This is a genomic window from Paractinoplanes lichenicola (assembly GCF_016785085.1).
GTDB lineage: Bacteria > Actinomycetota > Actinomycetes > Mycobacteriales > Micromonosporaceae > Actinoplanes > Actinoplanes lichenicola.
Map to the genome: position 1 here is coordinate 52859 of NZ_JAENHO010000020.1, position 26248 is coordinate 79106.

Below are 26248 nucleotides of genomic sequence, written 5' to 3' on the forward strand. Positions count from 1 at the left end.
GATCGGCGTTGACATCAGTCCAGCCACGTCCTGATCCGGCTCAACCAGATCATGCCCGGCCCGGCATACCTGATCAGTCCCCTTGATCGGAAGGCGACGACGTTGTCGCGGTGACGACACCTCGGCGATCATCGATCGATGTTTATGATGTTACCGTAGGTCGATAAAAGAACTACATTTGGTAACTGCCCAGCCGACGGTGAAGGTGGACGGCGTGGCTCTGCTCGATCGATTCGACAAAGACGCGGAATCCGTGTTCGCGGAAATAATCGAACGCGCCGGACACCCGGTTCAGCTCCGCGATGTCCGCGACGTGATCGTCCGCGCGGGTGCCGATCCTGCCACCGTGAACCGCCGATGGAAGTCGACGCAGAAAAGGCTCGCCGAGCATCCACAGATCGTCCGGCCGGACAAGACTCATTACGAATGGTCGCCCGTCACAGTCACCTCGGGACAAGCGCTGACCGAGCTGACCGGCCTGGCCCTGAAATCCAGCCGCAGCTGGATCGTGCAACCGTATGTCAAGGCGATCAAGAATGTGCTGGCCGCCGTCGAGAACTCGGGTCCTAGAGCCAGGCCCGATTGGACTGAGCAGAGCACACGGGAGAAGGTCACACTGCTGGCCGACGTCGTGGCAGGCGCCGACCAGCTCGCCGCCGAGGACCAGAAGGCCCCCGAGATCGTGGCATGGCTGATGCGTGAAGCCCAGGACAATCGGCTGGACGTAATCGGTCCCGTCGGTGCCACCGTGGACTTCACCACCGAGCGGCACGAAGGAAATGCCCGCGCCGGAGAGCGCGTCAGAATCAGGCGCTGCGGATTCATCTGGACCGGAATAGGCAAACCGATCGTCGTCCTCAAGGCGCAGGCCGAACCGGTTTCCTGAGTTCGCTGGGGGACGTCATGTCCGGATCATCACATCCGAAGAAGATCGTGCAGGCCGGACCCGCGACAGTGCGCATGCTTTTCGAGGGAAATGCTTACGGTCTTGGCTATTTCCAGCGCCGCTACGCCTGGGAGAGACTCCAGGTCGAAAAACTGATGCTCGACCTGGTCAAGAAATTTGAGCGGGAATGGCAACAGAACCACCAGGTTGCCGACGCCATGACCTACGAGCCCTATTTTCTCGGCTCGGTCATCACCTATCGCCGCGCCGACGGGAAATACCTGGCCGATGGGCAACAACGGGTAGTCACCCTCCTGCTTTTGCTGATCCGGCTCTACCACCTGACGTCGTCGCGCGAGGACACCAGGGACCAGAGCGCTCACCTGCGGACGCTGATTCTCGGCGGCGACCCCGTCAGACGACAGTTCACTATCACCGACATCGGTTATCGTGCCTGCTTTAACGACCTACTTAACGGAAAGGAGTTCGGCGCGTACGGCGGCCCGGACGTCGTCCGGGTGTTCCAGGCCTACCAGGACGTCACCCAGTTCTGTCTGCAGAACCTGCCAGGCGAGGCGCTACCGAACTTCGTCACCTGGCTGCTCGAACGGGTATCACTCGTCGAACTCGACGCCGGCGACCCCGACCGCGCACTCGAGATGTTCGTGGCGATGAACGACCGCGGCGTCCGACTCACCCCACTCGACCTGCTGAAACAGTACCTGCTCAGCGACGCGCTACCCGATCCGGGCGTGCACGACGCCGGCTGGCAGTCCATGCAGGCCACCCTCGACGCCGTGGCGAAGGACGCGACGCTCGACTTCGTACGCGGCGTACTGCGAGCGCACTACTTCCACCTGCACCCCGACGACGGTGACGGCATCACCCTCGACGAGGCACCGCACGAATGGCTCGTGCGGCACGAGGACGCGATCTGGCCGCGCTACAAGACAGGCGACCACGCCACGCTCTTCACCGAGGAACTGCAGCCGCTCTACCCGTTCTACGCGGATCTGCTGCGCTGGGCCGCCGCACCGGTAGACGGTCACCTCGGCACCTGGTTCAACACCTCCAATGGCATCATCCGGCAGTTCGACCTCACGATGGCCGCCATCCGATCTGGCGACGACGAGGACGTCATGCACCGGAAGGCCACCCTGGTCGCCAACTTCCTCGACCTGTTCGTCGTCACCCGTGGCCTGGTCGCAGAGAACTACGGGCAGGCCGAGATCGACGAACTGGTCGGCGAACTGCGGCCGGCGGTGCGCGAATCCCGGACGGTGCATGACCTCGCCGTCGCCCTGGGAAAAGCCGCAGCCGAGTGGTACCCGCGTTTTGGCGGCGTGCTGACGCTGCGCTACCGCGAGCGCGGAAACAGGCCTTTCGTCGTCTATTTCCTCGCCCGGCTGACCGCCTGGTTGGAATCACGCACAGGCCGCGGCGACCGCGCCGTGCACATGCTTAGCCATATCGACGGCCGAGGCCACGAGGTCGAACATCTCTTCACCAGTAGGCACGCCGAATACCGCGACCCACTCCCCGACGGCGACGCCTACTCTCGCCAGCGCAGCCGGCTGGGCGCCCTGGTTTTGCTGGAAGGCTCGGACAATGCGAGCCTCGGTGCCCTGCGCCTTGCCGACAAGCTCAGTGCATACCGCAGCCATTACCTGCTGGCCGGCTCGCTGCACCCCGACAGCTACGGGCGTGGTGAAGTACGGTTCCGCCGGTTCCGGGAGGACGAGAACCTCGACTTCCGCGCCTACGACGAAACCGTGCCCATTCCCGAGTTCGTGGAATCCCGTAGCCGGTTGTTCAAGGCCATGGCCGAGAAGATCTGGGCGGCGGACCGGCTCGGCCTTATCCTCCCTACAGAACCGGCCGCCGCGTCAAGGGCCAGGCCGCGGAGAAGGTCGCGCGTCACCCTCGCCGAACTCATCCGAGAAGGCATGCTCGCTCCCGAGACGGGCCTTGCAGGCATGCGTAACCGAAAAATGTTCCGCGCGACGCTGCTCGGCGACGGCAGAATCCGCACCGCGAGCGGCGAACCTTTCCCTTCCCCTACCGCCGCGGCCGAAGCGGTCCTCGACGGAAAATCCGCAAACGGCTGGACCTTCTGGCGCATCGGTGAGGGGAAGGAAACTCTCGCCGAGGTGCGGACGAGATACGAGCGCCGTCGCTGACACCGGAGAAGAACCTATCGGCCCGCTCGAGCGTGAGCATCCTGCGCCTGCTGGAGACGACAGGAGTTTGCTCGCGCGCCAATACAAATTCGCGGGCGACGTCACTTATGTGGGGTGGCCGCTGCGAGCTTGGGCAGGACGTAGGTGAACTCTTTTCCGCCGCGTTCAGCGACACCGTGCTGGCGGATGAGTGCGCGGGCGCTTACGAGTTTTTTGAGGCGGTTATTTGCGTTAGGCGCGCTGATATTAAGCTGTGAGGCGGCGTTCATGGCTGTGAAGGCGCCGACCCTGCGTGCGAGTTCCTGTGCGAGTTCGAACGTTTCGGTAATGACGTTCGATGCGGCGAGCAGTGTGACGGCGCCCAATCGTTCTTCAGCGGCGATGAGGTCTCGGCGTTGGAGGCATATGTCGATGGTCTCGCGCAGTTCTTCGTGGAGCCCGGTGAGCGCAACGACTGCGGGGAGAGCGTCGCGGCCAGCGAGCGCGCTGTAGTACTCGCCGAGAAACTCGTCAGCGAAGCTGATGGTCATGGCGACGACGCCGTCGAAGTCGATGATGACGGTCTCTGTGTTCTCTGGCGTCTCGTCCTGCAGATCGCGCAAAGTGCGCTTGGCGAGGTCGCGCGTGGTCAGGAAGTCCTTGACCTTCGCGACGGGGAACGTGAACGGTGCGGCGGGTTCCGGTTTCACTTGACAGATTGAAACACGATACGCACGGCTATGGAAGGTGGACGCGCAGCGACGCCCAGGTGCCGTCCAGTTGGGTGGCCACTGAGTTGCACAGGGTGGGGCGATTGCCGTCTAGTTCGACAACCGCTACGGCGCCGCTACTGCGAAGCGTGAGACGGCCGCCTCCGCCGCGCGTGGCGTAGTGGCCAAGGTTGCCGAGTCCGTTGCCCCTCCCTCCGACTGAGTCGATTTCGCTCGAGGTCAACGCTCGCTCGAGGGCGCGTTCCAGTGCGGAGGGGCCGTCATTGATGTTTTGGTGGCGTGCGCTGGTCCTGAGGTGTTCGAGGACGCCAACGCCTGAGTCGCAGACGGCCACCTCCAGGCCTGGCCTTCCGCTCGTAGCGCCGGAGTACAGCTGAGCTGCCACGAAGGCGTCAGCGCTGCTGAGGCCGTGCGTGGTGGCATTGAGGATGAGCTCGCCCACGCTCTGGTAGACGGCGGTGCCGATGCGCATACCAAATTTCCTGATCGCCACTTGACCCAGGGCTCGCGCAACATCGTCAGCGTTACTCGGCGTCACCTTGGTGACCTCAAGCAGTGTTTCCGACCGGTCCTTCCGGTTCTGCAAGACCTGGGGGCCCTCGACCTTCGCCACCGTGCCGAGGTGTTCGGTCACGTTCATTCGGGTCAGGTACGACGCGACGTTCTGGTCGTAGGGCGGGAAGAGGGTTACTTTGCGATTCTGGTACGCCGCCCAGGTGCCCATGCTGACCATCGCGGCGAGTTCCAGCGGTCCGGCGTGCTGAAGGCACGCAGCGTCCAGCACGAGGGTGTTCTGATCGTCGACATAGTCGGCCTGCAACTCGGCGCGCAGCAGCGGTTTGCGACCAGACAGCCGAATGAGCACGACATCCAGCATCTCAGGCCGGCGACCGATCGCCAACTTCACGGCGTGATGAGCGAAGGGGTTGACAGCAAGCCTTCAGCGGTTTAAATTTTCCAAATGAAACCGCCGCCCGGCGGGATTTACCGGGCGAGAGCCCTTGTCTCTAAGGAGTGCCCGATGGTACTGCCAACGCAAACCGACGCGGACCGTCACGGCGGTCACGATCACGACCGGCCGATCACCCTCAAGGTCGACGGGGAACGGATCACGGTCCGCGTCGACCGGATTACCCCGAACGAGATCCTCGTGAGGGCGGGGATCGACCCGGCCTCTCATTACCTGGTGGAGGTCAAAGGCCGCGAGTAGACGTCCTACGAGGGGCGCGGAGACACCGCCATCCGGGTCCACGACGGAGACAAGTTTGTGTCGGTCTCGACCGGCCCGACCCCGACGTCATGACGATTACCGAGCCGAATGTGGGCGCGGCGGGCTTCGTCGCCGCTCTCACGGCCTCTGGCCTTTGCGCGAGCGAGCGAATCGCCGAAGGACGCACGTTCGCGGTCTTCCTCTACACGATCGAGGTCGGCTCCCGCGCGGGCGAGGAGATCGAGGTCGGCCTGGAGATCCCAGGCGACTGGCCGATGTCACCGCCGTCCGGCCCACATCTGCGGCCCAGCCTTGACCACCCGCACGGCGCCGTCCATCCCTCCCCGCTCGGGCCGGACTGGGCGTACTGGAGCCGACCGGCCTACCAGTGGCCAGCTGACCGGACCGTCCGCGGATATCTGCGCCACCTGCGCACCCTTGTTTCCCAGATTTAGGAGATAGACATGTCGACCATGACGAGCGCCGTGCCGGTCGATACGGCGTTCGGTGGGCCGGCGCGGACCTGGTCGGTGGTCATGACCACCGACCTCGCCGCCAGCCTGACCGAACACCTGCACCGACACGACGGCCAGGAGGATCTCTGCTTCCTGCTCTGGCGGCCCAGCACCGGCGCCACCCGCTCCACCGCGATCATCACCGAGATCGTTCCACCCGGAGACGGCGACCGTCAGGTGCACGGCAACGTCTCCTTCAACGCGCCATACTTTCTCCGCGCCGCCGCGCGCGCCTCCGAAACGGGCTGCGGCCTCGCGCTGATCCACACCCACCCCCGCGGACGCGGCTGGCAGGATCTCAGCCCCGACGACCACGCCGCTGAGGCCGGCCACGCTGGGCAGACCACCGCTATCACTGGCCTACCCTTGCTCGGCCTCACCTTCGCCAGTGACGACCACAGTTTCAGCGGCAGATTCTGGCAACGTGCCGGTCGCCGTCGATACGAGCCCGCGTGGTGCGACAACGTCCGACTTGTCGGCGACCGAATCGCGGTCACCTGGAACGACCGTGCACGACAAGTACCTCGTTCGAGTAGCCGACAGGCCCGCACCATCTCCGCCTGGGGGCCAGACGTGCAGGCCGGACTCGCTCGGCTTCACATCGGTGTCGTAGGCGCGGGCAGCGTCGGCGTACTCGTCGCCGAGGCTCTCGCTCGAGTCGGGGTCGAGCGGGTCACGCTGCTCGATTTCGACACCGTCGAAATGCTCAACCTCGACCGGCTGCTGCATGCCCGCCAGCGCGATGCCGTCCTCGCCCGGGCCAAAGTTGATGTCCTTGCTCGCGCGCTACGGCACTCCGCCACCGCCGAACGAGCGCAGATCCGCGGCCTTGACCTCTCGGTCGTCGAACCCGCAGGCCTTGCCCAGGTACTCGACTGCGACGTGGTGTTCTCGTGTGTCGACCGGCCCTGGCCACGCTCGGTACTCAACCTCGTCGCCTACGCCCACCTCATCCCGGTCATCGACGGCGGCATCCTCATCCGCGCCGGAAAACACGGCCTGAACGGCGCCGAGTGGCGCGCGCACCTTGTCGCGCCCGGCCGACGCTGTATGGAGTGCCTCGGGCAGTACGACCCGGCTCTCGTTGGCGCCGAACGTACCGGCATGCTCGACGAGCCTGCCTACATCACCGGCCTCGACCCTGACCACCCGCTACGCCGCAACGAGAACGTCTTCCCGTTCTCAATGGCTGCCGCCAGCAACGAGGTCTCGCAACTTCTCACCGCAGTTATTGCGCCGAGCGGGATCGGCGACGTCGGTGCGCACCTTCACCACTTCACTACCGGTGTGCTCGATCGTGACACTAAGAACTGCGAGCCCGGGTGTCCCTACAGCACAACCCTTCAGGCCACCGGCGACCATCACGGCCTCACTGTCACCGGCCGGCACCGAGCTGCCGAGCAGGCCCGCGTACTCCGCAACGACGCAGGGCGTCGACTCCGTGTCCGCCTCGGGCGATACCTCGACGATCACCTCACGAGGATGCTGTAGCGACTGCACTGATGCAGGGCGCTCCTACGGGGAGCAACACAGCGAGACCTATGAGCCTTGATTGGCTGTCGGCTGCAGGGCGGTGGTCGGTTCGCCGAATCGAGTAACGTCGTGGATCGACAACGGTCTGACGCCGTCGTCCAACATGGCTATCACTAGCAGGAGCGTGGTCTTGCCGTACATGTGCCGAGTCACCATTGCTGGTCCTGAAGCTGACGATGGCGGCGTTTCCACGTTGATCGATGCAGTTGCTGATGCTGTCAAGAACGGTTGGGACGCGCCGCTGGTTTACGACGACGAGTCCGACGATGAAATGGGCGATGAAGAGTCTTCTGGCGGGGAGGTCCTCGATCATCGGATCCTGGGGTATCCGGGAGGCGCGATCGTCCTGGTGGTCTTGGACTGCGACGACTTCATGCAGGCGTCGGTCGTCATTGCCGCGCTGGCGCGGCATCTCACCAGTTGGAGCCCGGCTTTACTTGAATACGCTCCGAGCGGGCTTGAGATCTCTCCACTCGACAAGCCCTATGACGAGGACAACTGGCTTCCCCCGATAGCCGACGAGGAATCCGACCCGCGACCACGCTGGCCCCTGTCGGCGCTGCTCGACGAAAACGTGAAGGAGCTGGCAGGGCAGTACTTGCTGGCCGCCGCCATCCGAGCGATCTGGCATCCCACCGAACGCGCGCATCGTGACCCGACTGACGATATCGTCGCCGGATCCGTTGAGTATCCCTGGGGAACCGTACTGTCTCGTGCGCTCGGCATTCTGCTCATCCGTGCCGCCAGGTTTGAGAGTCAGCGAGGCTCACAAGCCAAACTGATCGTCCACGGCTCGGGCGACCTCGCCCTGGCAAACGATCTACTTCAGCGGGCGCGACAGACCGGCGACGAGGACGACGACGGAGATGATTTCGACGAAGAAGAGTTAACAGACGACGCGATGCGCGGGCACGTTCTCGTCGAGGACTTCATGGAGGCGCACGACCTCCAATGGAACCGTGTCGCCGATGACGAAAGATCCGAGGAACCTGAGGCACGCAGTAACCGCCAGCTGAGGATCTTGCTGTGGGCTGGGCTTCGGGCAGCAGCCACGTTGTGCGTGCCGCTCGCCTCCCTCAGCGGGCCTTGGCAGGTCCTAGACCAGCTCGGCGACGACGAGGTTGTCTCCCTTTACGCCGAGCAGGAAGAGGAAGACAACGAGACAGCCGCGAAAGACGACGACGCCGACGTGTATTCCGCCAGCGCGGCGCATGTCCTTGTATGGCTGGCGATCCGCCATCCTGACCTGCTCGAAAGCCGAGCCGCCGGAACCCTGATCGCGGATACCGCCGACGATGTCACCGCCTTTCACCAAGTCTTCAACGCCACCATGGTGATGGCGGGCTATGAATCCCTGAAGACAGCGCTGGCGCAGCAGCGGATCCCTGCCCGCCTGCGCCCCGGCATCGACACTTACGCCGCGGCGCTGTCGGAAACCGAACGGGACGACCCCGACGAAGACGCGGATGCCTACAACGACATGCACCTGGCTTTAGAAGCGGTGCTCGCAGGCGGCCCCGGTATGGCCAAACGCATTCGGTTCCTGCTCACCGTCCTCGGGGCGGCGGTACGGACAGCCGATTCTGGCTCGCGCTCCACGGATGGAACCCCAGCGTCAACACCGCGTTCGATCACCTACTACTTGCTGATCGAGCCGTCCATGCATTCGGCAACGGTCCTGCACCGAGACAACGACGACGCCGCGATCCGCGCCGCCATGCTCGGCTTGGCCGCGCAAGTATCGCCCCTCGCGGCGGCAGGCCTGATCGCAGAGCTACCTGGATTGACCGGAGACGACCCTCGCCTAGAACCCGCCGCACTCACCAGAGCCACAACCTGGGTACAAGAGGCCGTGCAAGTCGCTCAGCAGCACGGCTACCCTGTAGACGCCATCGACAACGGCACGGGACAGGCTGCTGACGCGCAGGAAGTGATCAATGCGATCTCCGTGCATGGGTGTCTACCGCCGGAGTGGCCCGTGCACCGGGTCGTCCCCGCGGCTGCCTACGCGGCCGCCGCAATCTTGCATGCATCCGAGACTGTCGGCCGGGCTGGCGAAGTCTTCACCGAAAATTGACGTCTGCATCGTCGACAGAGCACTCCGGTCAATGTGGTTCTGGTCCTCTCCCGATCGAGTGACATCGGCGCGCCCGTGGGTTGCCGATCCTTGATCGGCTCGTTGGTCAAGGTGAAGGTTCCTCTTATCTGGGAGCCATGACTGGAGCGGAGGTGCGGGCCGTGTCCGATACCGAAGCGATTGTTCAAGACCCGGTGACAGGGCTGTTCGGGTTCCGGCTGGAGATGGGCCGTGACAACGAAGGGACTCGGGTGCAGGCCCGGCGGTCCGGCTTCACCACGGCGAAGGCGGCGAAAACTGAATATGAGCGGCTGTGCCGGCAGCGGGACGCGCAGCACCCGAAGCCACGACTGAGTGACAGTGTGCAGACCGTTTGTGAGAGCTGGGTGCTGTCCCGGGAGCAGGAGCTTGAGCCGAACACGGTATACGGCTACCGGTGGCTGTTCGGTCTGATCTACCCGTACGTGGGTGGCGTGCGCGCCGGACGGCTCAGTGCCCGGATGGTCGAGCGTGCCTATCGGGAGTTGGAAGGCTGCGGTTACTCCCGTACCACCCTGCGGACGCTGAATCTGGTGTTGTCGAAGGCGTTCGTGGAGCAGGTCGGCCGGACCTTGGGTGCGCGTATGCCGCGCGAGAGCGACAAAGAGCGACCGGTGTGGTCGCTCGACGAGGCGCGGCGTTTCGGAGACCACGTCGCGGATGACCGTCAGTATCCGTTGTGGCGACTGCTGCTGGTGGCGGGGCTACGGCGCGGTGAACTGTGCGGTCTACGCTGCGGTGACCTCGAGCCGCTGCAAGGCACCCTGACCGTGCGGCGGCAGCTGGTGGTCGAAGATCCCCGAAGCCGACTTCGGGTGAAGCCGCCGAAGTCGCACAACGGTGTACGAACGCTGGTCCTCGATCCGGGGACACTCGAATTGCTCGGGCCGCTCGCAGCGGGGCCGGCGTCGCGATATGTGTTCGCCGGCCGCTGGGGTCAGCCGATCCGCCCGGACAACCTCACCGACCGGTTCAACCAGCTGGCCGCAGCCGCGAAGGTCCGGCCGATCGGCCCGCACCAGATCCGGCACCTGATCGCATCGACGCTGCTTGACGCCGGCTACGGCGTCCACGAAGTCGCTGAGCGCCTCGGCCACGATCCGACCACCCTCATGCGCTACTACACCCGAGTCAACGCGGCCAGGCGCCTGCAGGCCACGGACCGGATCGCTGAGCTGATGACAGCATCCAAAATCTCACCGAGGCCGCCGCGGAACTGGGCTAACGGCGCCACGAGCCTTCTCCTCACGTAAGCAGATCCGTGGAGAACCGCGCCAGCTAAAGCCGCCTTTAGCCCCGCCGTGGGTTCCAGCCCTGAGCACTGCGGCGGCCCCTCCGCTCCACCATACGAATTGATCATGCGGCCGTCGGCATGTCGATGTTGCTGATCAGTCGTCGTCCTCATCCGCTTCCGCACGAAGCTGAGCGGCGTGGGTTGCTGCCCACGACTCGGCGGCCGTGAATGCTGCCTTCAAGTCCGGATCCGTCTCGGTGGCCGCTGCTTCGGCGGCGGCCACGCGAGCCTTATTGAGCTCGTCGGACACGCCGTTCGTGAAACCCCAACAGCTGAGCGTCATGGCGCCTGAGACGCCGGCAAGCACACGCACCGCCCGGTCGTCGAACTGGCGTGCCCGAATAAGGAGGCTTCTGGCCAGGTCGGGATGCTGCAAAGGCCACGTGCCGACGTCTCGCAGGGCGTTCGCCGTTCCCTCAACTGCGGCACCGTCGAACTTATCAACGGCTGCGGCTAGATGCTGCGCCTGAGCGGTCGTCATGCCGCTCCTCATGGCGATCGACACGACAATCGACACGTTGTCGCCTTCGCCTCGATGAACGCGATCGACCACCCACCTCGCCAGCGCCTCGGCTTTGCGATCGAAGGCGTCCGCGAAGCCGTCAACCTCCGTCGGCGAGCGGACGCCGTCGTCGTGCAGGGCTTGAAGGTGGTCGAGGACCAGGCGCGGACGGGTGAGCGCTATGCCCGCGGCGATTTGCTGAACGATGTAGTCGTCCCAGCCAGCTTGGTTGATCAGGTCGAGGATCGCTGAGGCATCGTCTTCGCTGAGGGTCTGACCCCAGCTGAGCCCGTCGTAGCCGCACGCGTTTTCGAGAGCAGTCGTCAGCGCGTACGGGGACGCTTCCTTGCTGAGAAGGAGGCGGGCCGTGGCGGCCGGCGCAATGGCGAGCATCTTATGGCTCCCCACCAGGAAGCGGTCTCGCAGCCCGGGCTCGGTATCTGCGATGCCCAGGCGGTGAATCTCCACGAAGGGTGCGCCGCGGTCCGTCCAGGCATACGCGGCGAAGGCGCTGCCGATGGCCAGACGCACGCCCATGCGGTAGCTGGAAGCGTCAGCCAGCCAGGCGAGTAGCCCAGCCGAGTCGAAGTCGGCCCAAGCATCCAGTAGCTGATGCAGACCCTGGTCGAGGACAGATGCAGGTCCGTCGGCGATCTCCCGAACCATGTGAGGAATGAGATCGGACCTCTGCCGGCCAAACTCGCGCCAGACTCCCCACAGGCTGGGTGGCCTTGGTGCGGCCGACTCGATCTCTACTGCGGTGGTGCGAAGTCTTCGTACCAACTCGGGAACGGTGTCGGACAAGAGCCGCGTGACGACCTGCACGACTGTCTGCTCCTGCTGCGCTGTCCGCTCCTCGATCCTGACTCGGCGCTGATCGCTGCGCTCTGCATCAATCTCGTCCTGCGGCAGTCCCGCTTCGCGAGCGACGCGCTCTGCCTCTACTGCCCGTAGCACATCGAGTGTCGGCACCGCTTGTCCGCGCCGGCTCGGGAGGCCCCGGAACGTGCTCAGGAGAACTTCTGCCAAGTCGTCGTCGCGGTTGTCGAGTGACGTCACGAGCTTCAGAGCGGCATGGCGGACACGTACAGATCGAGCGCGCTCAGCCGTCCAACCGATTTCGTGGCGAATGAGTCGGCGGATCACGGCGCTGGCGGCGGAATCGGCAGCAGTTTCCAAGGCCGTCAGCGTGGCGAGGTCATCCGCCTCCCAGGCGAGGACCTCTTCCATGCTCACTTCCCGGTTGCCCGGACCGGCCGGTTGACGGACCGCTGTGCCGAGGAGGCGAACAGCCTCCCCGGCCCGGCGCGGGTCCGTGCCGCTTGCCTGGCGGACAAGCGTTGATCGGATCGCGTCTCGGATCGGGCGTGCCCATGTCGCCGCCACGGTGTACGGGCGGAGTGAGATGCGACGGCGGCTTTCGGCGACGGTCCGGGTGCCGTCCTTCGCGAGCAACGGACGGAGCGCGAACATAGGCGTCGCGTGCTGGCGGTCGGTCGCCCGGCCGAGCTGGTTGTCGACCCATGCCACGATTCGTAAGGGAAACGACGGGTCCAGCATCTCGCTGATACTCGCGAGCCGATCTTCGATGACCCGTACGGCGTGCCCAGGGAACTGGTTCGGTGGCCGTACGTCGTCGCAGTACAGCGACCACAACGCGCCGAGGACCGTCTCGAGCGTCTCCGGTGCGTTGGCGGCGCACTGCCCGTACAGATCGGGCATGATCCAGAGAACGTCTCTCGGGCTTTCGGCTCGGGCGAGAAGCGAATCAGCGGTGGTTGTGGCATCGACAGTTGCTCGGTCCTTTTCCTGCAGCCGGATCCGAAGCTCTTCGAGCACTGTCAGGAACGGGCCTGGCAGGGTGGTCGCCAAGTTGCGAAGCCCGCGAAGTGCCCGATGCAACTCGGCGGGCTCGGCGTCGCGGAGCCGGTCCGCAACCGATGCCCAGATGGGCCTGATGACCGACGGTCCGTTCCGTCGCGTGAGCCGCCAGTCGAGCTCTGCGAGCGTGGTCACCAGCCGGTCGTCGTAAGGGCTTCCGAAAACGTTCCAGAGCTGCTGAGCGAAGCCGGTTGCGTGGCGGCCGACAGCGGCCGCGGACTCCAAGATCTCGTCGGCGAGTACGTCGGGCACTACGCGGGTCAGTCCGCTGCGCGTCACCAGAACGCCGCGGTCCTGTAGGTCCTGACATAGGCGCAGCAATGCACCCAGGTCCAAGTCGGTGAAACGGGCGATGTCTGCACGAAGTTGATCATCGGCGTCATCAACAGGCGCGAGAGCCGCATAGACGGCGAGGACTTTTCGCACGGTGCGGTTCGGCAGGCCCTCCAGTTCGCCGGTGGCAACCTCCTGATATCGCGCGAGGATCTGTTGGCGGAGGGCATCATCGGCCTTCAACGGGGCTGTCAACTGGCGGCTGCGGATCAAGTTGACGCCGATGACCGCCACGTGCGGCGAGTCGATGGCTTGGTCGGCGAAGTACTCCTGGGCCCACAGGGTCAGGTCGAGGCCGTCGGCGAGGCTGCTGACCAGCTTGCGTGCGTCGCGCCGGCTCAGTTCCTCAACCGGGATCGTCTCGACTTGAGCCGGTGCGAATCGGGCTTTGATGATTTCCGCATGCACGGCGGCGACCCCAGACGTCCGGGAACCGAGAACGATCTGCATTCCCTCTGTGAAGCGCGCGTAGTTGAGCAGAGCTGCGAGGGCGGTCGGGTCTCGGTGTGCGTCGTCCACTAGCACGACAGCCGGAGTGTGCGGAAGCTCGTCGATGGCTGCTTGGTCGAGGCTGCGTCCGGGGGAGAGGCAGACCGCCGGAACCTGAAGGTTGGCTCGCTCGAACTTCGTCAATGCCTCAGTGAGCAGACGTGTCTTGCCGCGCCCTCCGGGCCCGGCCACCACGACGACCGGGGGAAAGTCGTCCGATCGGTCGAGCGCAGATAGCAGAGCGGCGAGTTCGGCGTCGCGTCCGATGCGGGGTCCACGGTCGTTGAGCGGCGCGTCGTCTTTCATGCGATCTGCGACGAAGGTGTCGAGGCTGAGGAAGGCGTCGGCACCGGGTGTGCGAAGAAGGAACTGCCTGATCTGCCGACCCCATGTCCTGTCAAGGACGTCGCGTCGTTTGTGCAAGGGGAGGTCGTCCAGCATGCGTCCGAGGCCTCGTTGATCAAGTAGCTGCCATTTCCGGTGCTTCTTGATCTCGTTCCTGACATCGCGCGATGCCTCACCGGAGAAGACGAGGTAGTACTCGTCGGCCGGGAAGGTGCAGACTCGCACGATCTCCCGGACATCCGCCGGCGTCAGCTTGTCGTACCGTTTGCACTGCCAAGCAGCGGTCTTTCCGTCGCTGTATTCACCTTCGAAGTCGATGCCGTCTTGAGCATCGCCACGCCGGCCCCACCGCTCAACCCGGGCCACCCGACGGGCCGAGCCGGGCGAGAATCTGTTCGCACTGAGCAGGCGTTCGGTGAAGTCCTCGAACTCGTACTCGGAGAGGCTGGGCGTCGGAGGTAACAACGGATTCTTCCCAGGCAGTGGACCGCCCATGGACATCAGTCCAACTTCCCTTCGCAACGTCACGAACCTGCGCCTCCGAGTGGGAGAAGGATATCTCCTCGGCAGTGTGAGGCACGCACGCCGGAGTGCTCGAGAGATGGTCAGCGGCTGCGAGCACCTTTGCAAGATCGAACGCATGATTCATTACCACCGATAAATGGAATCGAGGCGCTTCTGTAATGGGCGGAGCCAGAAAATCGGTAACGCCGAAATCTTGACCCTTCCGGGCGTCTACACCTACAGCTCGAGCTTCGGTAGAACACTGATAAGGTTCCAGGAGAACTCGTTTGAGGGATCCCGGACAGCGAAACCGCTGGTAGGGGACCTGTGGTGGGTGCCTCAGGAGGTAGCTGGCAGCGACACCTTTACTCGGCCGGGTATACTTGTCAGCGACCTGGTAAAACGTTTGCTAGCACGTCGCTGGGCCTTTCATATGCTGGGGGTCAAGGGGTCGCAGGTTCAAATCCTGTCAGCCCGACTTTTGGAACGTCTTCGCAGGTCAAACGCCTGCGGGGGCGTTCTTTTAATTGCCATTTATCGATGTGGCGCGGTGTTGGAAACCTTTACTCGCCATGATCGTTAACCTCTCCTGCGCTGTGTTTGGGGATTTTGCCCAGCTCAGCGTAGGTCTGAGCCGGTGATGGGCAATAGTCGTAGACCCCTTGACTCGGCCACTTCCACCGGCGGCTGGCGTTATTTCCGCAGGTCAGCGGGTATGTGCAGGGCTTGGTTTGGTGCCTGGTGCGAGCACGCCGCTCGTGGACCCCTTGACTTGGGTGGGGGTTGCGCCATGGCTCTGCTGGATCTCGAGAAGCTGTGTTCGGATCTACCGGACGGCGATTGGGCCGGCTTTCTGCGGGACTGGGATCGTAGTCTGCGGGCTGCGAATCATCCGGATACGACCCGCTACAACTACCTCCTGGCGGTCGCTCAGTTGGCCAGGTTTCTTGTCGGTTGCGCCGCCGATGCCTCAAGAGATCCGACGTTGGTGACGAAGGCCCACGTCGAGTCGTTTCAGGTGTGGATGATCGAGACGCGCTCTGCGGCGACCGCGTTAAACAAGCACAAAGGACTTCAACAGTTTCTTCCGTTGCCTGGTCGAGGAGGACGAGCTCGACATCTCGCCGATGGCGCGAGTGAGGCAGCCGAAGACTCCGCAGAAGCTCGTACCGATCATGCGCGACGGCGACACGAAGAGGTTGCTCGGCAGCACCAAGGGCAATACCTTCGCGGCGCTGCGAGACGAAGCGATCATCCGCCTCTACTACAACACCGGCGCGCGGCTGTCCGAGGTTGGCAACGCCTTGTTGACTGATCTGGACATGAACACCGAGTCGGTCCTACTGCACGGCAAAGGCGCCAAGGATCGCCGAGTGCGATTCGGGCCGAAAACCTCCCGAGTGCTCGCGCGGTACCTGCGTGCTCGTGCGAAGCGCGATGGCGCGGCCGAGGTGCCGCAATTGTGGCTCGCCGAGCAGGGTGTGCGACCGCTGGCCCCGAACGGCATCAAGGCCATGCTGAAACGCCGTGGCGCTGCGGCCGGCGTGGCGAACGTGTACGCGCATCGCTGGCGCCACAACTTCGCCCACGAGTGGCACAAGGCCGGCGGCAATACCGGCGATCTGATGCTGCTCCTCGGTTGGTCGTCCGACGACATGCCACGGCGCTACGCCGCCAGCGCCGCCGCGGAGAGGGCGCAGGAGTTCCCAAGTCCAGATGGGTATCGGCGAGCGGGTCTGACTCGCCTGCTGCCATGCGCCTCGGCCAAGTGGTACTCAGCCTGGTCGCGGGGGTGCGCACGTTGGGGCTCGACCTGGCAATGGTCACGCATGGAATAGGGCTTTATGGGTGAGCGCCGGCGGTGAAGGAGGGTCGGAAGTAAATCCGGTCGTCGGGCCTCCCCGGCGCGGGGCATCATTTGCTCATGGATCGAGAACGCGCGATGGCGATGGTGGAAGGGGTCCTGAAGCATCTGATTGACGGCGCCGACGAGTGGCCGTTGAGCATGGTGGACGAGGTGTACGTGTTCGGCTCGTTCGCCCGCGGCGCACTGCAGCCCGGCGACGTCGACCTTCTGGTCGAGTTCCACGGCGACGACCCCCGCTGGGATGAATTGGTGATCGAAGGGCTCAGCTACGGCAGGGACCCGCACCGAGTCCTGCGGGCGGCGATGGTCGGCCGCAAGAGAGGAGTGCAGTTCCTGTTCAACGCCCGCCGTCGCGTGGACTTCGATCTGACATTGCTATGGCAGCGAGGTGACGACCTCGCGACCGCACTCACTCGCCTGCACGCCATCGCCGCTGATCCGAACGCCGGACGAGCTGAACGGCACGCGATGCTGCCGCAGTTCGAAGGACTCGACCACCGGATGCCACGTTCCGTCCGCGAATACCTGATCGAGGGCATCGAAGCGGGCGCGATTACCGTCGAGCGGTTGACCCTCCAGGACCGCGACATCGACCATCCGCTGGTGGATAAGCACGTGCACAGCAGGTGGAGCCCGGCCAGCCCGCTCCACCGGGCGGGACGCGCGGTGTTCGCCAACCTGCTCGAACGAGGCCTCGACCCCGCACAACTGCACCTGCATGGTCGAGACGTCGACAACATTGTCACGCCGTACTTTGCTGGCTTTTCACTGCGCTACCTGAGGTCGATGGCACGATGCCTGACCGAATTCGAAGGCAAGGAATGGCTCGAGGTCGTGAACCCGACCCGGACCAAAGACCTCGACGCTTTGCGGATCCTTCCCGGATCTCCGGCCGCACTCGAACGGTTGTCCCGCGTGCGCCTGTAGCAGCGTTCACCGCGTCATCCCTCGGCCCCCAACAGGCCGAACAAGTCTCTGAGGACTGACCGACGGCGTAGGCACCCAACCCGTCGACTCGCCCAACTACGCCGTCGGCGACTTTCCTGCCTGGGGAAATATGGCCAGTCTGGAGGATGACCGGTTACGCGCGATCATCTGGCGGACCCCGGTGGCCCGCGCATCCAATAGCGCCAGGGCACTGATCTGACCTCCGACGTTGCCAGCAGATCTAGCGAATCCGTCGGTTAGGATGCCGGTGGTTACCGGACCAATGGTCCGATCAAGATCTCATCAGATCGCCGCTCAGTTCTTGAGTAAGTCGTCCAGAAGCTGATCGATGAGACTTTCCTCGTAAGCGGCGTAGCCGGACTTGATCATCACCTCGTGCAGGTCTGGATCCCACGCGGTTGCAGGGAGGACCGCCGTATCCAGTCGGGTCCGTCCGTGCGTCGGGCTGGTCAGGCAACTCAAGTAGTCGGCTGCATTCATCCGCCAGGGGACCGCCGAGGGAATGCCGGCGAGCAGGGAGGTCACGTGTTGCAGTCCGGCCTGATCGAAGTCGGCGCGGACGGCTACCTGCCAGCCGGCGCCGGCGAGCCGCCCGATGGCATCGATTTCGAGTGCGGACGGTGTGCCCACCGTGCACAGCAGTCGCACCGGTGCGCCGTTGCTGAGGTCCGCTGCGGCGGTCACGACGGACGGGTTCTCGGTGACGAATACCCGGACGCCGGGCTGCGGGGCATCGGTCCAGGCGCAGTGGGCTAGTTCGCGCGGTGGAATGGTGACGACCGTGCCGACGGGCAGGGACCAGCCGGCCGGGTGGATGCCGAGGGCGAGCAACCCGCCGGTGAGGTCATCGCAGTCGACGCCGGCGGCGGCCCAGGCAGCACGCGGCGGCAGCCCGGCAGGGATGCGGCCGGTGGCAGTGAGGATGGCCAGGACGAGTCCGGGCAAGGTGCCGCTGTCCAGTGCGTGTGGGAAGCCAGTGATGGCGTCGGCCAACCGCCGCCGGTCGAGCCGTTTACCGGATGCCGGTAAGGCGGCGATGATTGCCGCGGCCTGGTCGACGATCTGTTCAGGGTTATTGGCGGCCAGCAGCCTTGTGGCCCAGCCGGCTCGGTGCAGCGCAGGCCAGAATTCGCGTTCGGTGTCGAGGGCATCGAGGGTGTGGTGTCGCAGGCGGTCGAGTGCGTCGCGGCGTTCGGCGTTGCCACGGATGCGTTCGCCGAGGCTGCGGCCGGCGGTGTGGGCGGCGAGCATGCCGGGCGTCAGGCGCGGGTCGTGAGCCTGCAACCGAGCGGTGAGTGCGCTCAGGTCCACTCTGATGCTTTGTCCGGCTCGGGGCGTGCGGCCGCCCAGCAGCCCGGTGACGGCGGCTCGTTGCGTGGCGTCGACCGGGGCGGTGACGGTGGCGGTGCCGGTGAGCAGGTCCTGGTCGCCGCGCCGGTCGCCGACGTCGGCGAGCCGTTGCCAGAGCCAGTCCAGGTTCTCTCCGCGCAGGGCCGTGTCGTCGATCCCGGTGCAGTCGCGGGTGCACCAGGGACATCGTGAGGTCATGCGGGGTCCTCGGGCAGCCGGTGGAGTCCGCGGACGAGCATCGGGAAGGCAACCACGGTGGTGTCGGGGCCGGCTTCGAGGTCCCAGGCATCGATGCCGTCCCACGCGCCGGGTGAGCCGTCCCACAGGTAGCTGGTGCAGATCAGGTCGAGGTCGAGTTCGGCGAGGTAGCGGGCGAGGCCTTCCCGGCCGCGTTCGTCGACCTCGGCGGGAACTTCGTCAAGGGCGGTCAGCCGCAGTCCGGTCGGTCCGAGTTGGTCGTAGTAGGCGGCGACGGCGGCGAGCATGGGGGCCAGTACGACGAGTCGGCGTTCGCCGCCGGACAGTCCGGTCTTGGAGGTCCAGCGGTGTGCTTGGCCGTCAGGGCGCACGATCTCGTAGGAGATGTCGAGCCACTGCCGGACGTCGATGGCATGGGTGAGTTGTTCGGCCATGGTCGCTCCGGGCGCTGCCGCGATGAGGGCTTGCAGGGCTTCGCCGACCTCGATCTGTTCGGCGGCGGTGAGGGTGGTGCGTGTACAGGCGAGGCGGTGCACGGTGGCTTCGGCGGCGGTGAGGTCCTTGGACAGGGAGCGGGCGATGCGGACGCCGACGCCGGAAGAAGCGGAGGCGTTGCGCATTTTGCGGTTGACGGCCTGGACCCAGTCCTCGATGTGGACCCACGCGGTTCCGATTGCCAGGGGCAGGCGGCCGATCACGAAGTCGCGTAGCGCTGATTCCTCGGCGCGGTTGAGGGCCTGCTGGGCGCGGTCGCGTTGTTGTCGGCCGGCGTCGGCGGCGTCCGGCGGGGCGTAGCCGACGCCGTCGTGAGTGAGTAGATAGGTGTCGAGGCCTTCGACGGTGTCGCCGGGGTCGAGCGTCCACAGGCCGGCCAGTTCGGTGCGGCATGTGTCGTAGCGCTCGCGGAGCAGCCGTTGACTGACGGTGCGTTTCCCGGCGACGGCAGATCCGAGCGCATCGATCGGAGCATCGTGGTCCGGCCGGACCGGCAGCAGCGCCGATACTCCGTTGACGTCGAGCAGGACCCGTAGCCGGCGCAGCGCTGCCGCCAATGGTGGCCCAGCATCGTCGATGCGCCGTTCGGCCTGTCGCTTCTCGAAGCCGAGTTCCCGGACGCGGGCTTCGGCGTCGGTGACGGCTTTCGCCGCCTCGCTCAACTGACCGTCGAGGTTGTCGCGGCGGCCTCTAGCTTCGGCGTGCTGGGCCAGGGCGGTCGCGGCGTCGAGGCCGACCGCGTGGATCAGGGCTTGATGCTCGGCGGCCAGCCGGGTGGCGCGCTCGATGATGACGGCGGCGTCGGCGTGCTGACGGTTCAGCCGTTCGTTGCGGTCCTGGTCGTCGGCGGCATTGCCGGCGAGCCGGTCCAGGCGCGGCATCACGCGTTCCTGGAGCTTTTTGGCTTTGGCGTCGAGTTCGCGGGCTCGGCGTTCGCCGTCGTCGCGCAGCTGTTGCAGCTCGAGGATGCCGATCGGCAGGTGGCGTGCGCGGGTCCGTTGTTCCCATGCGAGGCGAAGCGTGCGTGCGGTTTCGGTGAGCTGTGCCGCCAGTTCGGCTGCGTCCTCGGCGGTCCGCTGGGTTTCGGCGGCCCGGGTGGCGGCGGCGGCGCGGTTTGCCTCCGCCCGGCCGGCGGCGGTGCTTTTCGGGAAGTCGCTGAGTGCCGCCTCCACGCGACCGGCGTCGCTCCGGAGGCGTTGAGCGGTCTGGTGGTGTTCGGTGGCTTGAGCGTCGAGACCGGTCGCCTCGACGTCCAGGGCGTCGGCGCGGGCGAGGGCGGCGGCGCGCCGTTGGGCCGCGCCGACGTGCTCGGCGTTAGCCAGCTGCGGTGGCCGGCCGTGCAGGGGCCCGGCAGTGTAGCTGCCGTCGCGGCCGATGACCAGGCCGGCCGACGGTGTGCTGGTGTCGTGCAGGGCGACGCGGTGCAGCACCCGTACGGCGATCCGGGACTGGGGATGGCTAGGGTCGGTGATTAGCACGCTGGTGAGGTTTTGGGCGACAGGTTCGCCGGTCGAATCGACCTGCCACCTGTCGGTTCGTACGCCATCGGAGTGCAGCGCGGCGCCGAGCAAGCCGCTGGCGGCCAGCGCGGTCTCGACAAGAGCCCGCTCCGTGCGGTTGGCGAAGCTCGGATGCCAGTCGACAGCGTCGGCGAAGGCGTGACCGTCGGGTGCCGGACCGGCCCACTCGGGCCGGGGGACCGGAAGTAGTTTGCCTTCCCGCAGGGTGCGAGCTTCGTCGCGCAGCTGGTCGGCGGCCGTGGTCAGACGGGTCGCCTCCGCGTCGGCGAGCGTGGCGCGGTGCTTCAGATCCGCGACCGCGGCTGCGCCGACGTGCCGGATAGATTGCGTGATGCCGTCGATGCTAATGAGGATCTGGGCAGGTTCGTCGGCGCTGAGAAGGTCGGCGTCGTCGCGGTGCCATCCGGCGCCGACCAGAACTGTCAGTTCGTGATGGTCGTCGTACCAGGTGTCGATGGCATCGGTCAGGTCACGCAGCGCCTGCTGCGTTTTTGCGGTTTCGGCGGACAGCTGCCGCTGAGCGGCCTCGGCGGCGACCCGGGCGCGTGTCGCGACGGGTGCCTGCTCGGCGGCTTCGCGTTCGGCGGTATCGGTCTCGCGCCGGTCGGTCAGCGCGAGCCGGGCGTCGTTACCGCCCCGGCGGTGGCCGGCGGCGAGTTCACGCCAGAACGCGGCGAGTGTCGCAGCTCGGGCCGGCTCGGCCCGGATGATGGCGCCTGGGCCGGGGTCGACGGATGTCTCGTCAAGTGGGAAGGCCGGTCGTGGGCCACTGGTGCAGGTCAGCAGCGGATGGTCTGGGGTGGCGCGGTTGTCGATGGCGGCGGCTTCGCCGAATAGGTCGTCGAGGTCGGCGATGATTTCGGCGGCCGTTGCCCGCAGGTTTTCCGCGCGGGACCGGCTCGCGGCTACGGATTCGGCGAACTTGGATCGTTCAGCGGCTGCGGTGCGGTTCTCGGCGTCGACCCGTTTCTGCATGTCGGCGAGCCGACCGGCGGCCTGATAAGCCTCGGATTCCTCCAACGCGCCGATGAGCACGTCAAGCTCACCTGCTTGACGTTTGAGGTCCTTCTCCCCGGACACCGCATGCTCGTGGTCCCCTATCGCGGTCTGCTGGCTGCGGGCTACCCGGGCCAGGTTGCGTTCGGCGTCGCGGACCGCGCGCTGCGCTGAGGCCGCGGCGGTGTGGGCGCCGCTGACGACGTCAATGACGTGTCCGGCCCACGCCTCGGCGAAACGTTCGAGCGCGGCGGCGGCGTCGTGGTCACGTTGGAAGGCCGCCCGGGTCGCCTCGGACTCGGCGAGAGCCTCGGCGGTGGCCGTGACCACTTCATCCGATACACCGGGCAGCGCTTCCCGCAGCGCATCCGCGGCGGCCTTGGGGGACACGTCGCCGAGCAGGCTGGGGTTGCGCACCGCACGCACCCGGTTGGCGAGTTCGATCAGCGGTCGGTCGGCGGTACGCCACACATGTGTCGCGAGGTGAGCGACGTAGGAGTCCTCGTCGTCGAACACGGTTCCATCTGCTGCGGCGATGGTGTCGCCGAACTGCTCGTTCGACAGCGCCGCCCGGTTCGGACCATAAAGATCGAAGTTTTTCAGCGGTACGCCTGCAGCGGTGAACGGCATGACCCGGACCGCCGGGGATCCGCTCTCACTGAACATCAGCCGCACGCCGTAGGAGCGGACGCCGTCACCGCCCGGCGCTGCGAAGGTCAGCCAGAGATATCCGCAGCGGCGACGGTGACCGTCGGCGCCCTCGCGCATCAGCAGCGCCAGCGAGGTCGGCCGTGCTTTGCCGGCCGCCAGCCGCTGCGCGTTGAGGTCCAGTAGGTACGGCCAGAGGGCTTCCAGAGCGGTGGTCTTGCCGGTGCCGTTCGGGCCGCGCAGCAACAGTCGTCCGCTGGGTGCGGTCAGGAGCAGGTCGCCGTAGCGCCACACGTTCGACAAGCCGGCGCCGACCAGCCGCCAACGGGTGGTGAATCGCTCGGGGTGCCCGGTCGGCGCCATCAGGTCGTCGTCGAACAGCGACAGTTCGTCAGCCGGGGCCATGGGTGTCCTTGCGTGTTTGGTCGCGCCGTGGCTCGCGGGGCCGCTCCCAGCGGCCCGCCGGCGGGGCGAACCACCACATGCCGGTTTCGACACGCAGGAGGTTCACGCCGGCGAGCAGCGCCGCTACTTCGACTGCCAGCCCGGCCGGTGCGGCAACGTGTTCGGCGGCCCAGCCTTGCCCGGCGTATTTCGCGGCAAAAGTCGTCAAGTGGCGCAGCACGTCGTCGTCGGCGATGCCGCGCCAGCCGGGGCGTTCGGCGGCGACCATCCCGTCGGACTCGGCGAGGTCACAGAGCAACACCGCGGCGTGAGCGACGGTGCCACCACCGGGGAAGGGCCGGTCACCGAGCGCGTCGCGGGAGCGGAACGCGTCAGCCGGCACCACGAACGCGGCACCCTCGGCCCGGCGTTCCAAGTGCAGCCCGAAAGCCTCGGCCAGCGGCAGGCCATCGTCGCCCCGAACCCGGCGTGACAGCCAGTCGGCCTCGTCGGGGTCCAAGTCGATGGCGTAGACGGCGGTGTCATCGACGAGCTTGCGGCGCATCCGCCGCGCCGGGTCGCTCTCCCGTGCGACCTGATGCAACCAGCCCGCCGGATCGGTGACCGGGTCGGCCGTACCGAAGTTCGCGATGACGTGCACCAGACGATGGTGGTGCACCGCCAGCAGCACCGGCGGGTCATCCTCGCGCAGCAGGAGGTTGAGGTCACCGTCGAGGCTCTCCACGACGCCGCGCTGTTCCAGAAGCTTGACGGCGGCCAGGATCGCGTACCGCTGTGCCATGTCGTCGGCCGCCGAGATTTCAGCCTCGGCCGCCGCGCTGCGTGCGGCGGCGATTAGCTGTCCGATACTCACCCGCGGTGGCAGGGACTCGGCGGCGGCGACCAGCAGGAAGAACCATGAACTGCACAAGGGCGTAGGCCCGGTCGCGGCCCAGGCGTCACGGCGAACCGGGGGAGACTTCCGCAGCCGAACGAAGTCCCGCTCGACAACCAGGACCCAACCCAGCCGACCGAGCACCTCGCGGATCGCGGCCTCGTTGCGGCGTACGGCCGCGATCCCCACGTCGTCGCGGCCGGCGACCAGCCACGGCTGGACCAGGAGCTGCCGCAGCACCATCGCCGTCTCGGCAGCGGTCTCCGGGGCATCGGTCCGTCGTTGCCGCCACGCCTTCGCACCGGTCGTCATGCCGCACCCGGAATCTGCTCGAGCCTGGCCGAGGCGCGGCGCGCCGGGTCAGGACGGGTCGGCTGGGGCGCGCCGACCCACTGGCCCGGCAGGTGAAAGACGGGAACACGCCCGGGGAGGATGACCCGCCAGGTCGGCGCGGCCAGCAACCCGTTGTCGAAGCCGGTGTGAAACAGCGTGCAGGCGAGTCCATCGCGGGTGCCGGTCCGCCGGTCGTTCGTGCCGGGCACGAGCCCGGTCCGGACCGCGGTCATCAGCGCGGCCAAAGCCACCTGCGCGGCACGCACCGACAACACGCCGCCCGGCGCTCCGCTGAGGATCTCCTCGATCGCCGCCGCATGCTCGGCCATCCGCTGCTGCCGAGCCGCCTGCACCGCCGCCCGCGCGGCGGCGTCGTCGCGGGCCGCCGGGGCACGCCCGCGAGCGCCGGTGCGGCCGGTGGTCCGCAGCAACTCGGGCAGCTCGACCAACGGCCCGGAACGCCATCCCGGATTGGTGGACAGGTCGGCGTCGTCGGCTTCCCCGTACAGCTTGCGCCACGGATGATCCCCGGTGGCCGCCTGCAGTATCGCCGTGCCGTACCGGGGATCAAGGCAAGCCTTGGCCAAAAGCAATGCCCGTGCCCGGCCCGTCGCATACCCGGCTGAGCTGTGCAGACGGCGAAGGTTGGCGTGCATTCCGGGCAACGCGCGGACCAACCGCAACGCGAACCGGCTCGACCGTCCGGTGTGCGGGTCGCACCAGGCCGCCAGCCCGTCCCAGTCGGCGACCCGGCCACCCTTAGACGCGGTGAGCGCCCCGCGCTCGATCAGTGCCCGGGCCTGCGACTGAGCCACCGCGATCTCGGCGAGGACGCTGAAGTGCGGTCGCAGCAGCCGGTTCAGCACGTCGTGAGCGCGCTGGGCGCCGCGCTCCAGCTCACCGGCGACGTGGGTGGCGTAGTCGACCAGCAGTCCTTTGAGTTCCGCGGTCGCGTCGCGATCTAGGTCAAAACGGTCGGCCAGGCCGGACAGGCTGTCCTCCGCCCCGACCAGAGACGCGTCAAGATCGTCATGGGCGGTGAACAGCCGCCCGATCAGTTCCGCGGTCTTGCCGTCGTCTCGGCGGGGCAAGGCCAGTTCGTGGGCCAGTTGCTCGATTGATTCGACGATCCGAGCCAGGCTCGGTAGCGGAATTTCTCGCATCGTCGGGGTAGCGGCCAGCACCGAGGTGTAGAAGCGGTGCACTTGCCGGCCGGCCGGGGTGGCCGTCCACCGCCAGTTACGCGCCAGAATGTCGGCATGCCGCCGGATCCTCGAAGGATCCGCTCGCCCGGTGGCCGCCGTCCAGTCCTTCAGTTTGTCTAGTCGTGCCTGAACCAAGCTCTCGGGCATGACCGGCCCATCGGCAGAGACCAGGAGCGCGACCTCGGCGGGCGTCAGGTCGGTCACCGACGACTCGAGCACCGACATGATCCGGATGTAGTCGTCCGAGCCGGGCGCCACCAGGTACGCCATCGCCCGCCGAGAGTCGGTGACCTCAACCTCGAAATCCGACGAATCGTCGCCGTCCGGATCAGTGACATGTCTTGACCTGCTCGCCAAATCGGTAGGCCCTCCCCAGTTGCCTTCCCGGCACAGGACACGAGAGTATCCGCAATTTCTGCCCTCGCGTAACTGCACGCTCACCGCGTGTCCGCGCCGACCCGGCGAGTACGCACGGTTTCCGGGATTGGCGGCGATGGCTGCTTCAAGCAGCGAGAGAACCGTCCACCGGCACGGCGGCGCACCGGCACCGACCGAGGACGCCGCGCCGTGGTGGCGTCCGCCGAGCGGAGGAGTGCAATGCCTGCGTGCCGTCAGGACATCCACCAACTAGAGCGACTGGTTTGGAGGAACTACTCCGTCAGCCCGCGGATGATCGGCCGGTTCGTCGACGTTATCGCCCCCACGGACCGAGGTGAACGTATTCGGTGACGGGTGATCGCTGCCCACCGCCCGAGGTCCTGGGCCAAACACGACGTGATCACGGACCCGGCCCACAAAGACCTTGGCCGCGGCGATGCACAACCTCCTGGCCGAGGACCGTCGCCGGCCGTCAAGCCGCGACTCGACATCACGCAGGCGGGCACACTGTCGGGTTGCGGGCACTGAAACCA

The 26248-nt window shown here is 66.3% G+C and carries 16 protein-coding genes and 1 pseudogene; 10 read left to right on the forward strand and 7 right to left on the reverse strand.

Annotated features, from left to right (window positions below):
• Positions 1–214 precede the first annotated feature (214 nt).
• Both JKJ07_RS45580 and JKJ07_RS45585 read left to right on the forward strand, forming a co-directional pair.
• On the forward strand, positions 215–886 hold the full coding sequence (locus JKJ07_RS45580; protein WP_202998336.1) for a hypothetical protein: 672 nt from the start codon (positions 215–217) through the stop codon (positions 884–886).
• Positions 887–903: 17 nt separating this feature from the next.
• A complete protein-coding gene (locus tag JKJ07_RS45585; RefSeq protein ID WP_202998337.1) occupies positions 904–3066 on the forward strand; it encodes a restriction system modified-DNA reader domain-containing protein in 2163 nt (720 codons plus the stop codon).
• Between the two features lie 101 nt (positions 3067–3167).
• Here the strand turns inward: JKJ07_RS45585 and JKJ07_RS45590 are convergent, their stop codons facing one another.
• Positions 3168–3755 carry an STAS-like domain-containing protein gene (locus tag JKJ07_RS45590; RefSeq protein WP_202998338.1) on the reverse strand — a complete coding sequence of 196 codons (588 nt, stop codon included), beginning with the start codon at positions 3753–3755 and terminating at the stop codon, positions 3168–3170.
• 28 nt (positions 3756–3783) lie between these two features.
• The gene (locus JKJ07_RS45595) at positions 3784–4683 is read right to left on the reverse strand and encodes a hypothetical protein (RefSeq protein WP_202998339.1); all 900 of its coding nucleotides are present in this window, start codon (positions 4681–4683) and stop codon (positions 3784–3786) included.
• A 114-nt stretch (positions 4684–4797) separates the two neighbouring features.
• On the opposite strand from JKJ07_RS45595, the gene JKJ07_RS45600 reads away from it, so the two are divergent.
• From JKJ07_RS45600 to JKJ07_RS45620, 5 genes are all read left to right on the forward strand, one after another.
• On the forward strand, positions 4798–4986 hold the full coding sequence (locus tag JKJ07_RS45600) for a hypothetical protein (RefSeq protein WP_202998340.1): 189 nt from the start codon (positions 4798–4800) through the stop codon (positions 4984–4986).
• An 89-nt stretch (positions 4987–5075) separates the two neighbouring features.
• Positions 5076–5441: a hypothetical protein gene (locus tag JKJ07_RS45605; RefSeq protein ID WP_202998341.1), complete on the forward strand. Its 366-nt coding sequence runs from the start codon at positions 5076–5078 to the stop codon at positions 5439–5441.
• A 9-nt stretch (positions 5442–5450) separates the two neighbouring features.
• Complete coding sequence (locus tag JKJ07_RS45610) at positions 5451–6992, forward strand: ThiF family adenylyltransferase (protein WP_202998342.1); 1542 nt, start codon at positions 5451–5453, stop codon at positions 6990–6992.
• Between the two features lie 166 nt (positions 6993–7158).
• Positions 7159–9111, forward strand: a complete 1953-nt coding sequence (locus JKJ07_RS45615; protein ID WP_202998343.1) for a hypothetical protein — start codon at positions 7159–7161, stop codon at positions 9109–9111.
• Positions 9112–9272: 161 nt separating this feature from the next.
• The gene (locus tag JKJ07_RS45620; protein ID WP_307834784.1) at positions 9273–10403 is read left to right on the forward strand and encodes a tyrosine-type recombinase/integrase; all 1131 of its coding nucleotides are present in this window, start codon (positions 9273–9275) and stop codon (positions 10401–10403) included.
• Positions 10404–10538: 135 nt separating this feature from the next.
• On the opposite strand, the gene JKJ07_RS45625 is transcribed toward JKJ07_RS45620, so the two are convergent.
• On the reverse strand, positions 10539–14489 hold the full coding sequence (locus JKJ07_RS45625; protein WP_202998345.1) for a restriction endonuclease: 3951 nt from the start codon (positions 14487–14489) through the stop codon (positions 10539–10541).
• Positions 14490–15288: 799 nt separating this feature from the next.
• Here JKJ07_RS45625 and JKJ07_RS50780 point away from each other — a divergent pair.
• The 3 genes and pseudogenes from JKJ07_RS50780 to JKJ07_RS45635 all read left to right on the forward strand — a co-directional run.
• A pseudogene (locus JKJ07_RS50780) lies at positions 15289–15522 on the forward strand (phage integrase N-terminal SAM-like domain-containing protein); the annotation flags it as partial.
• A 151-nt stretch (positions 15523–15673) separates the two neighbouring features.
• Positions 15674–16336 (forward strand): tyrosine-type recombinase/integrase, encoded by a 663-nt coding sequence (locus JKJ07_RS50785; RefSeq protein WP_236031207.1) that lies wholly within the window; start codon positions 15674–15676, stop codon positions 16334–16336.
• A gap of 86 nt (positions 16337–16422) precedes the next feature.
• Positions 16423–17292, forward strand: coding sequence for a nucleotidyltransferase domain-containing protein (locus JKJ07_RS45635; RefSeq protein ID WP_202998346.1), 870 nt, complete (start codon positions 16423–16425; stop codon positions 17290–17292).
• A gap of 315 nt (positions 17293–17607) precedes the next feature.
• Here the strand turns inward: JKJ07_RS45635 and JKJ07_RS45640 are convergent, their stop codons facing one another.
• From JKJ07_RS45640 to JKJ07_RS45655, 4 genes are read right to left on the reverse strand one after another with little or no spacing between them, the layout of a single operon-like run.
• Complete coding sequence (locus JKJ07_RS45640) at positions 17608–18861, reverse strand: DUF2399 domain-containing protein (RefSeq protein ID WP_202998347.1); 1254 nt, start codon at positions 18859–18861, stop codon at positions 17608–17610.
• Positions 18858–22925, reverse strand: a complete 4068-nt coding sequence (locus tag JKJ07_RS45645; RefSeq protein WP_202998348.1) for an SbcC/MukB-like Walker B domain-containing protein — start codon at positions 22923–22925, stop codon at positions 18858–18860. Before JKJ07_RS45645 ends, JKJ07_RS45640 begins: the two co-directional genes overlap by 4 nt.
• Positions 22912–24111, reverse strand: a complete 1200-nt coding sequence (locus JKJ07_RS45650; RefSeq protein ID WP_202998349.1) for a DUF2398 family protein — start codon at positions 24109–24111, stop codon at positions 22912–22914. Before JKJ07_RS45650 ends, JKJ07_RS45645 begins: the two co-directional genes overlap by 14 nt.
• Positions 24108–25961: a DUF2397 domain-containing protein gene (locus JKJ07_RS45655; RefSeq protein ID WP_202998350.1), complete on the reverse strand. Its 1854-nt coding sequence runs from the start codon at positions 25959–25961 to the stop codon at positions 24108–24110. Before JKJ07_RS45655 ends, JKJ07_RS45650 begins: the two co-directional genes overlap by 4 nt.
• Positions 25962–26248: the final 287 nt, after the last annotated feature.

Coding starts and splice junctions, on each gene's coding strand:
- JKJ07_RS45640 (WP_202998347.1), bottom strand. CDS start 18,861: ATGACCTCACGATGTCCCTGGTGCACCCGCGACTGCACCGGGATCGAC.
- JKJ07_RS45600 (WP_202998340.1), top strand. CDS start 4,798: ATGGTACTGCCAACGCAAACCGACGCGGACCGTCACGGCGGTCACGAT.
- JKJ07_RS45585 (WP_202998337.1), top strand. CDS start 904: ATGTCCGGATCATCACATCCGAAGAAGATCGTGCAGGCCGGACCCGCG.
- JKJ07_RS45645 (WP_202998348.1), bottom strand. CDS start 22,925: ATGGCCCCGGCTGACGAACTGTCGCTGTTCGACGACGACCTGATGGCG.
- JKJ07_RS50785 (WP_236031207.1), top strand. CDS start 15,674: ATGCGCGACGGCGACACGAAGAGGTTGCTCGGCAGCACCAAGGGCAAT.
- JKJ07_RS45625 (WP_202998345.1), bottom strand. CDS start 14,489: ATGGGCGGTCCACTGCCTGGGAAGAATCCGTTGTTACCTCCGACGCCC.
- JKJ07_RS45610 (WP_202998342.1), top strand. CDS start 5,451: ATGTCGACCATGACGAGCGCCGTGCCGGTCGATACGGCGTTCGGTGGG.
- JKJ07_RS45605 (WP_202998341.1), top strand. CDS start 5,076: ATGACGATTACCGAGCCGAATGTGGGCGCGGCGGGCTTCGTCGCCGCT.
- JKJ07_RS45650 (WP_202998349.1), bottom strand. CDS start 24,111: ATGACGACCGGTGCGAAGGCGTGGCGGCAACGACGGACCGATGCCCCG.
- JKJ07_RS45635 (WP_202998346.1), top strand. CDS start 16,423: ATGGATCGAGAACGCGCGATGGCGATGGTGGAAGGGGTCCTGAAGCAT.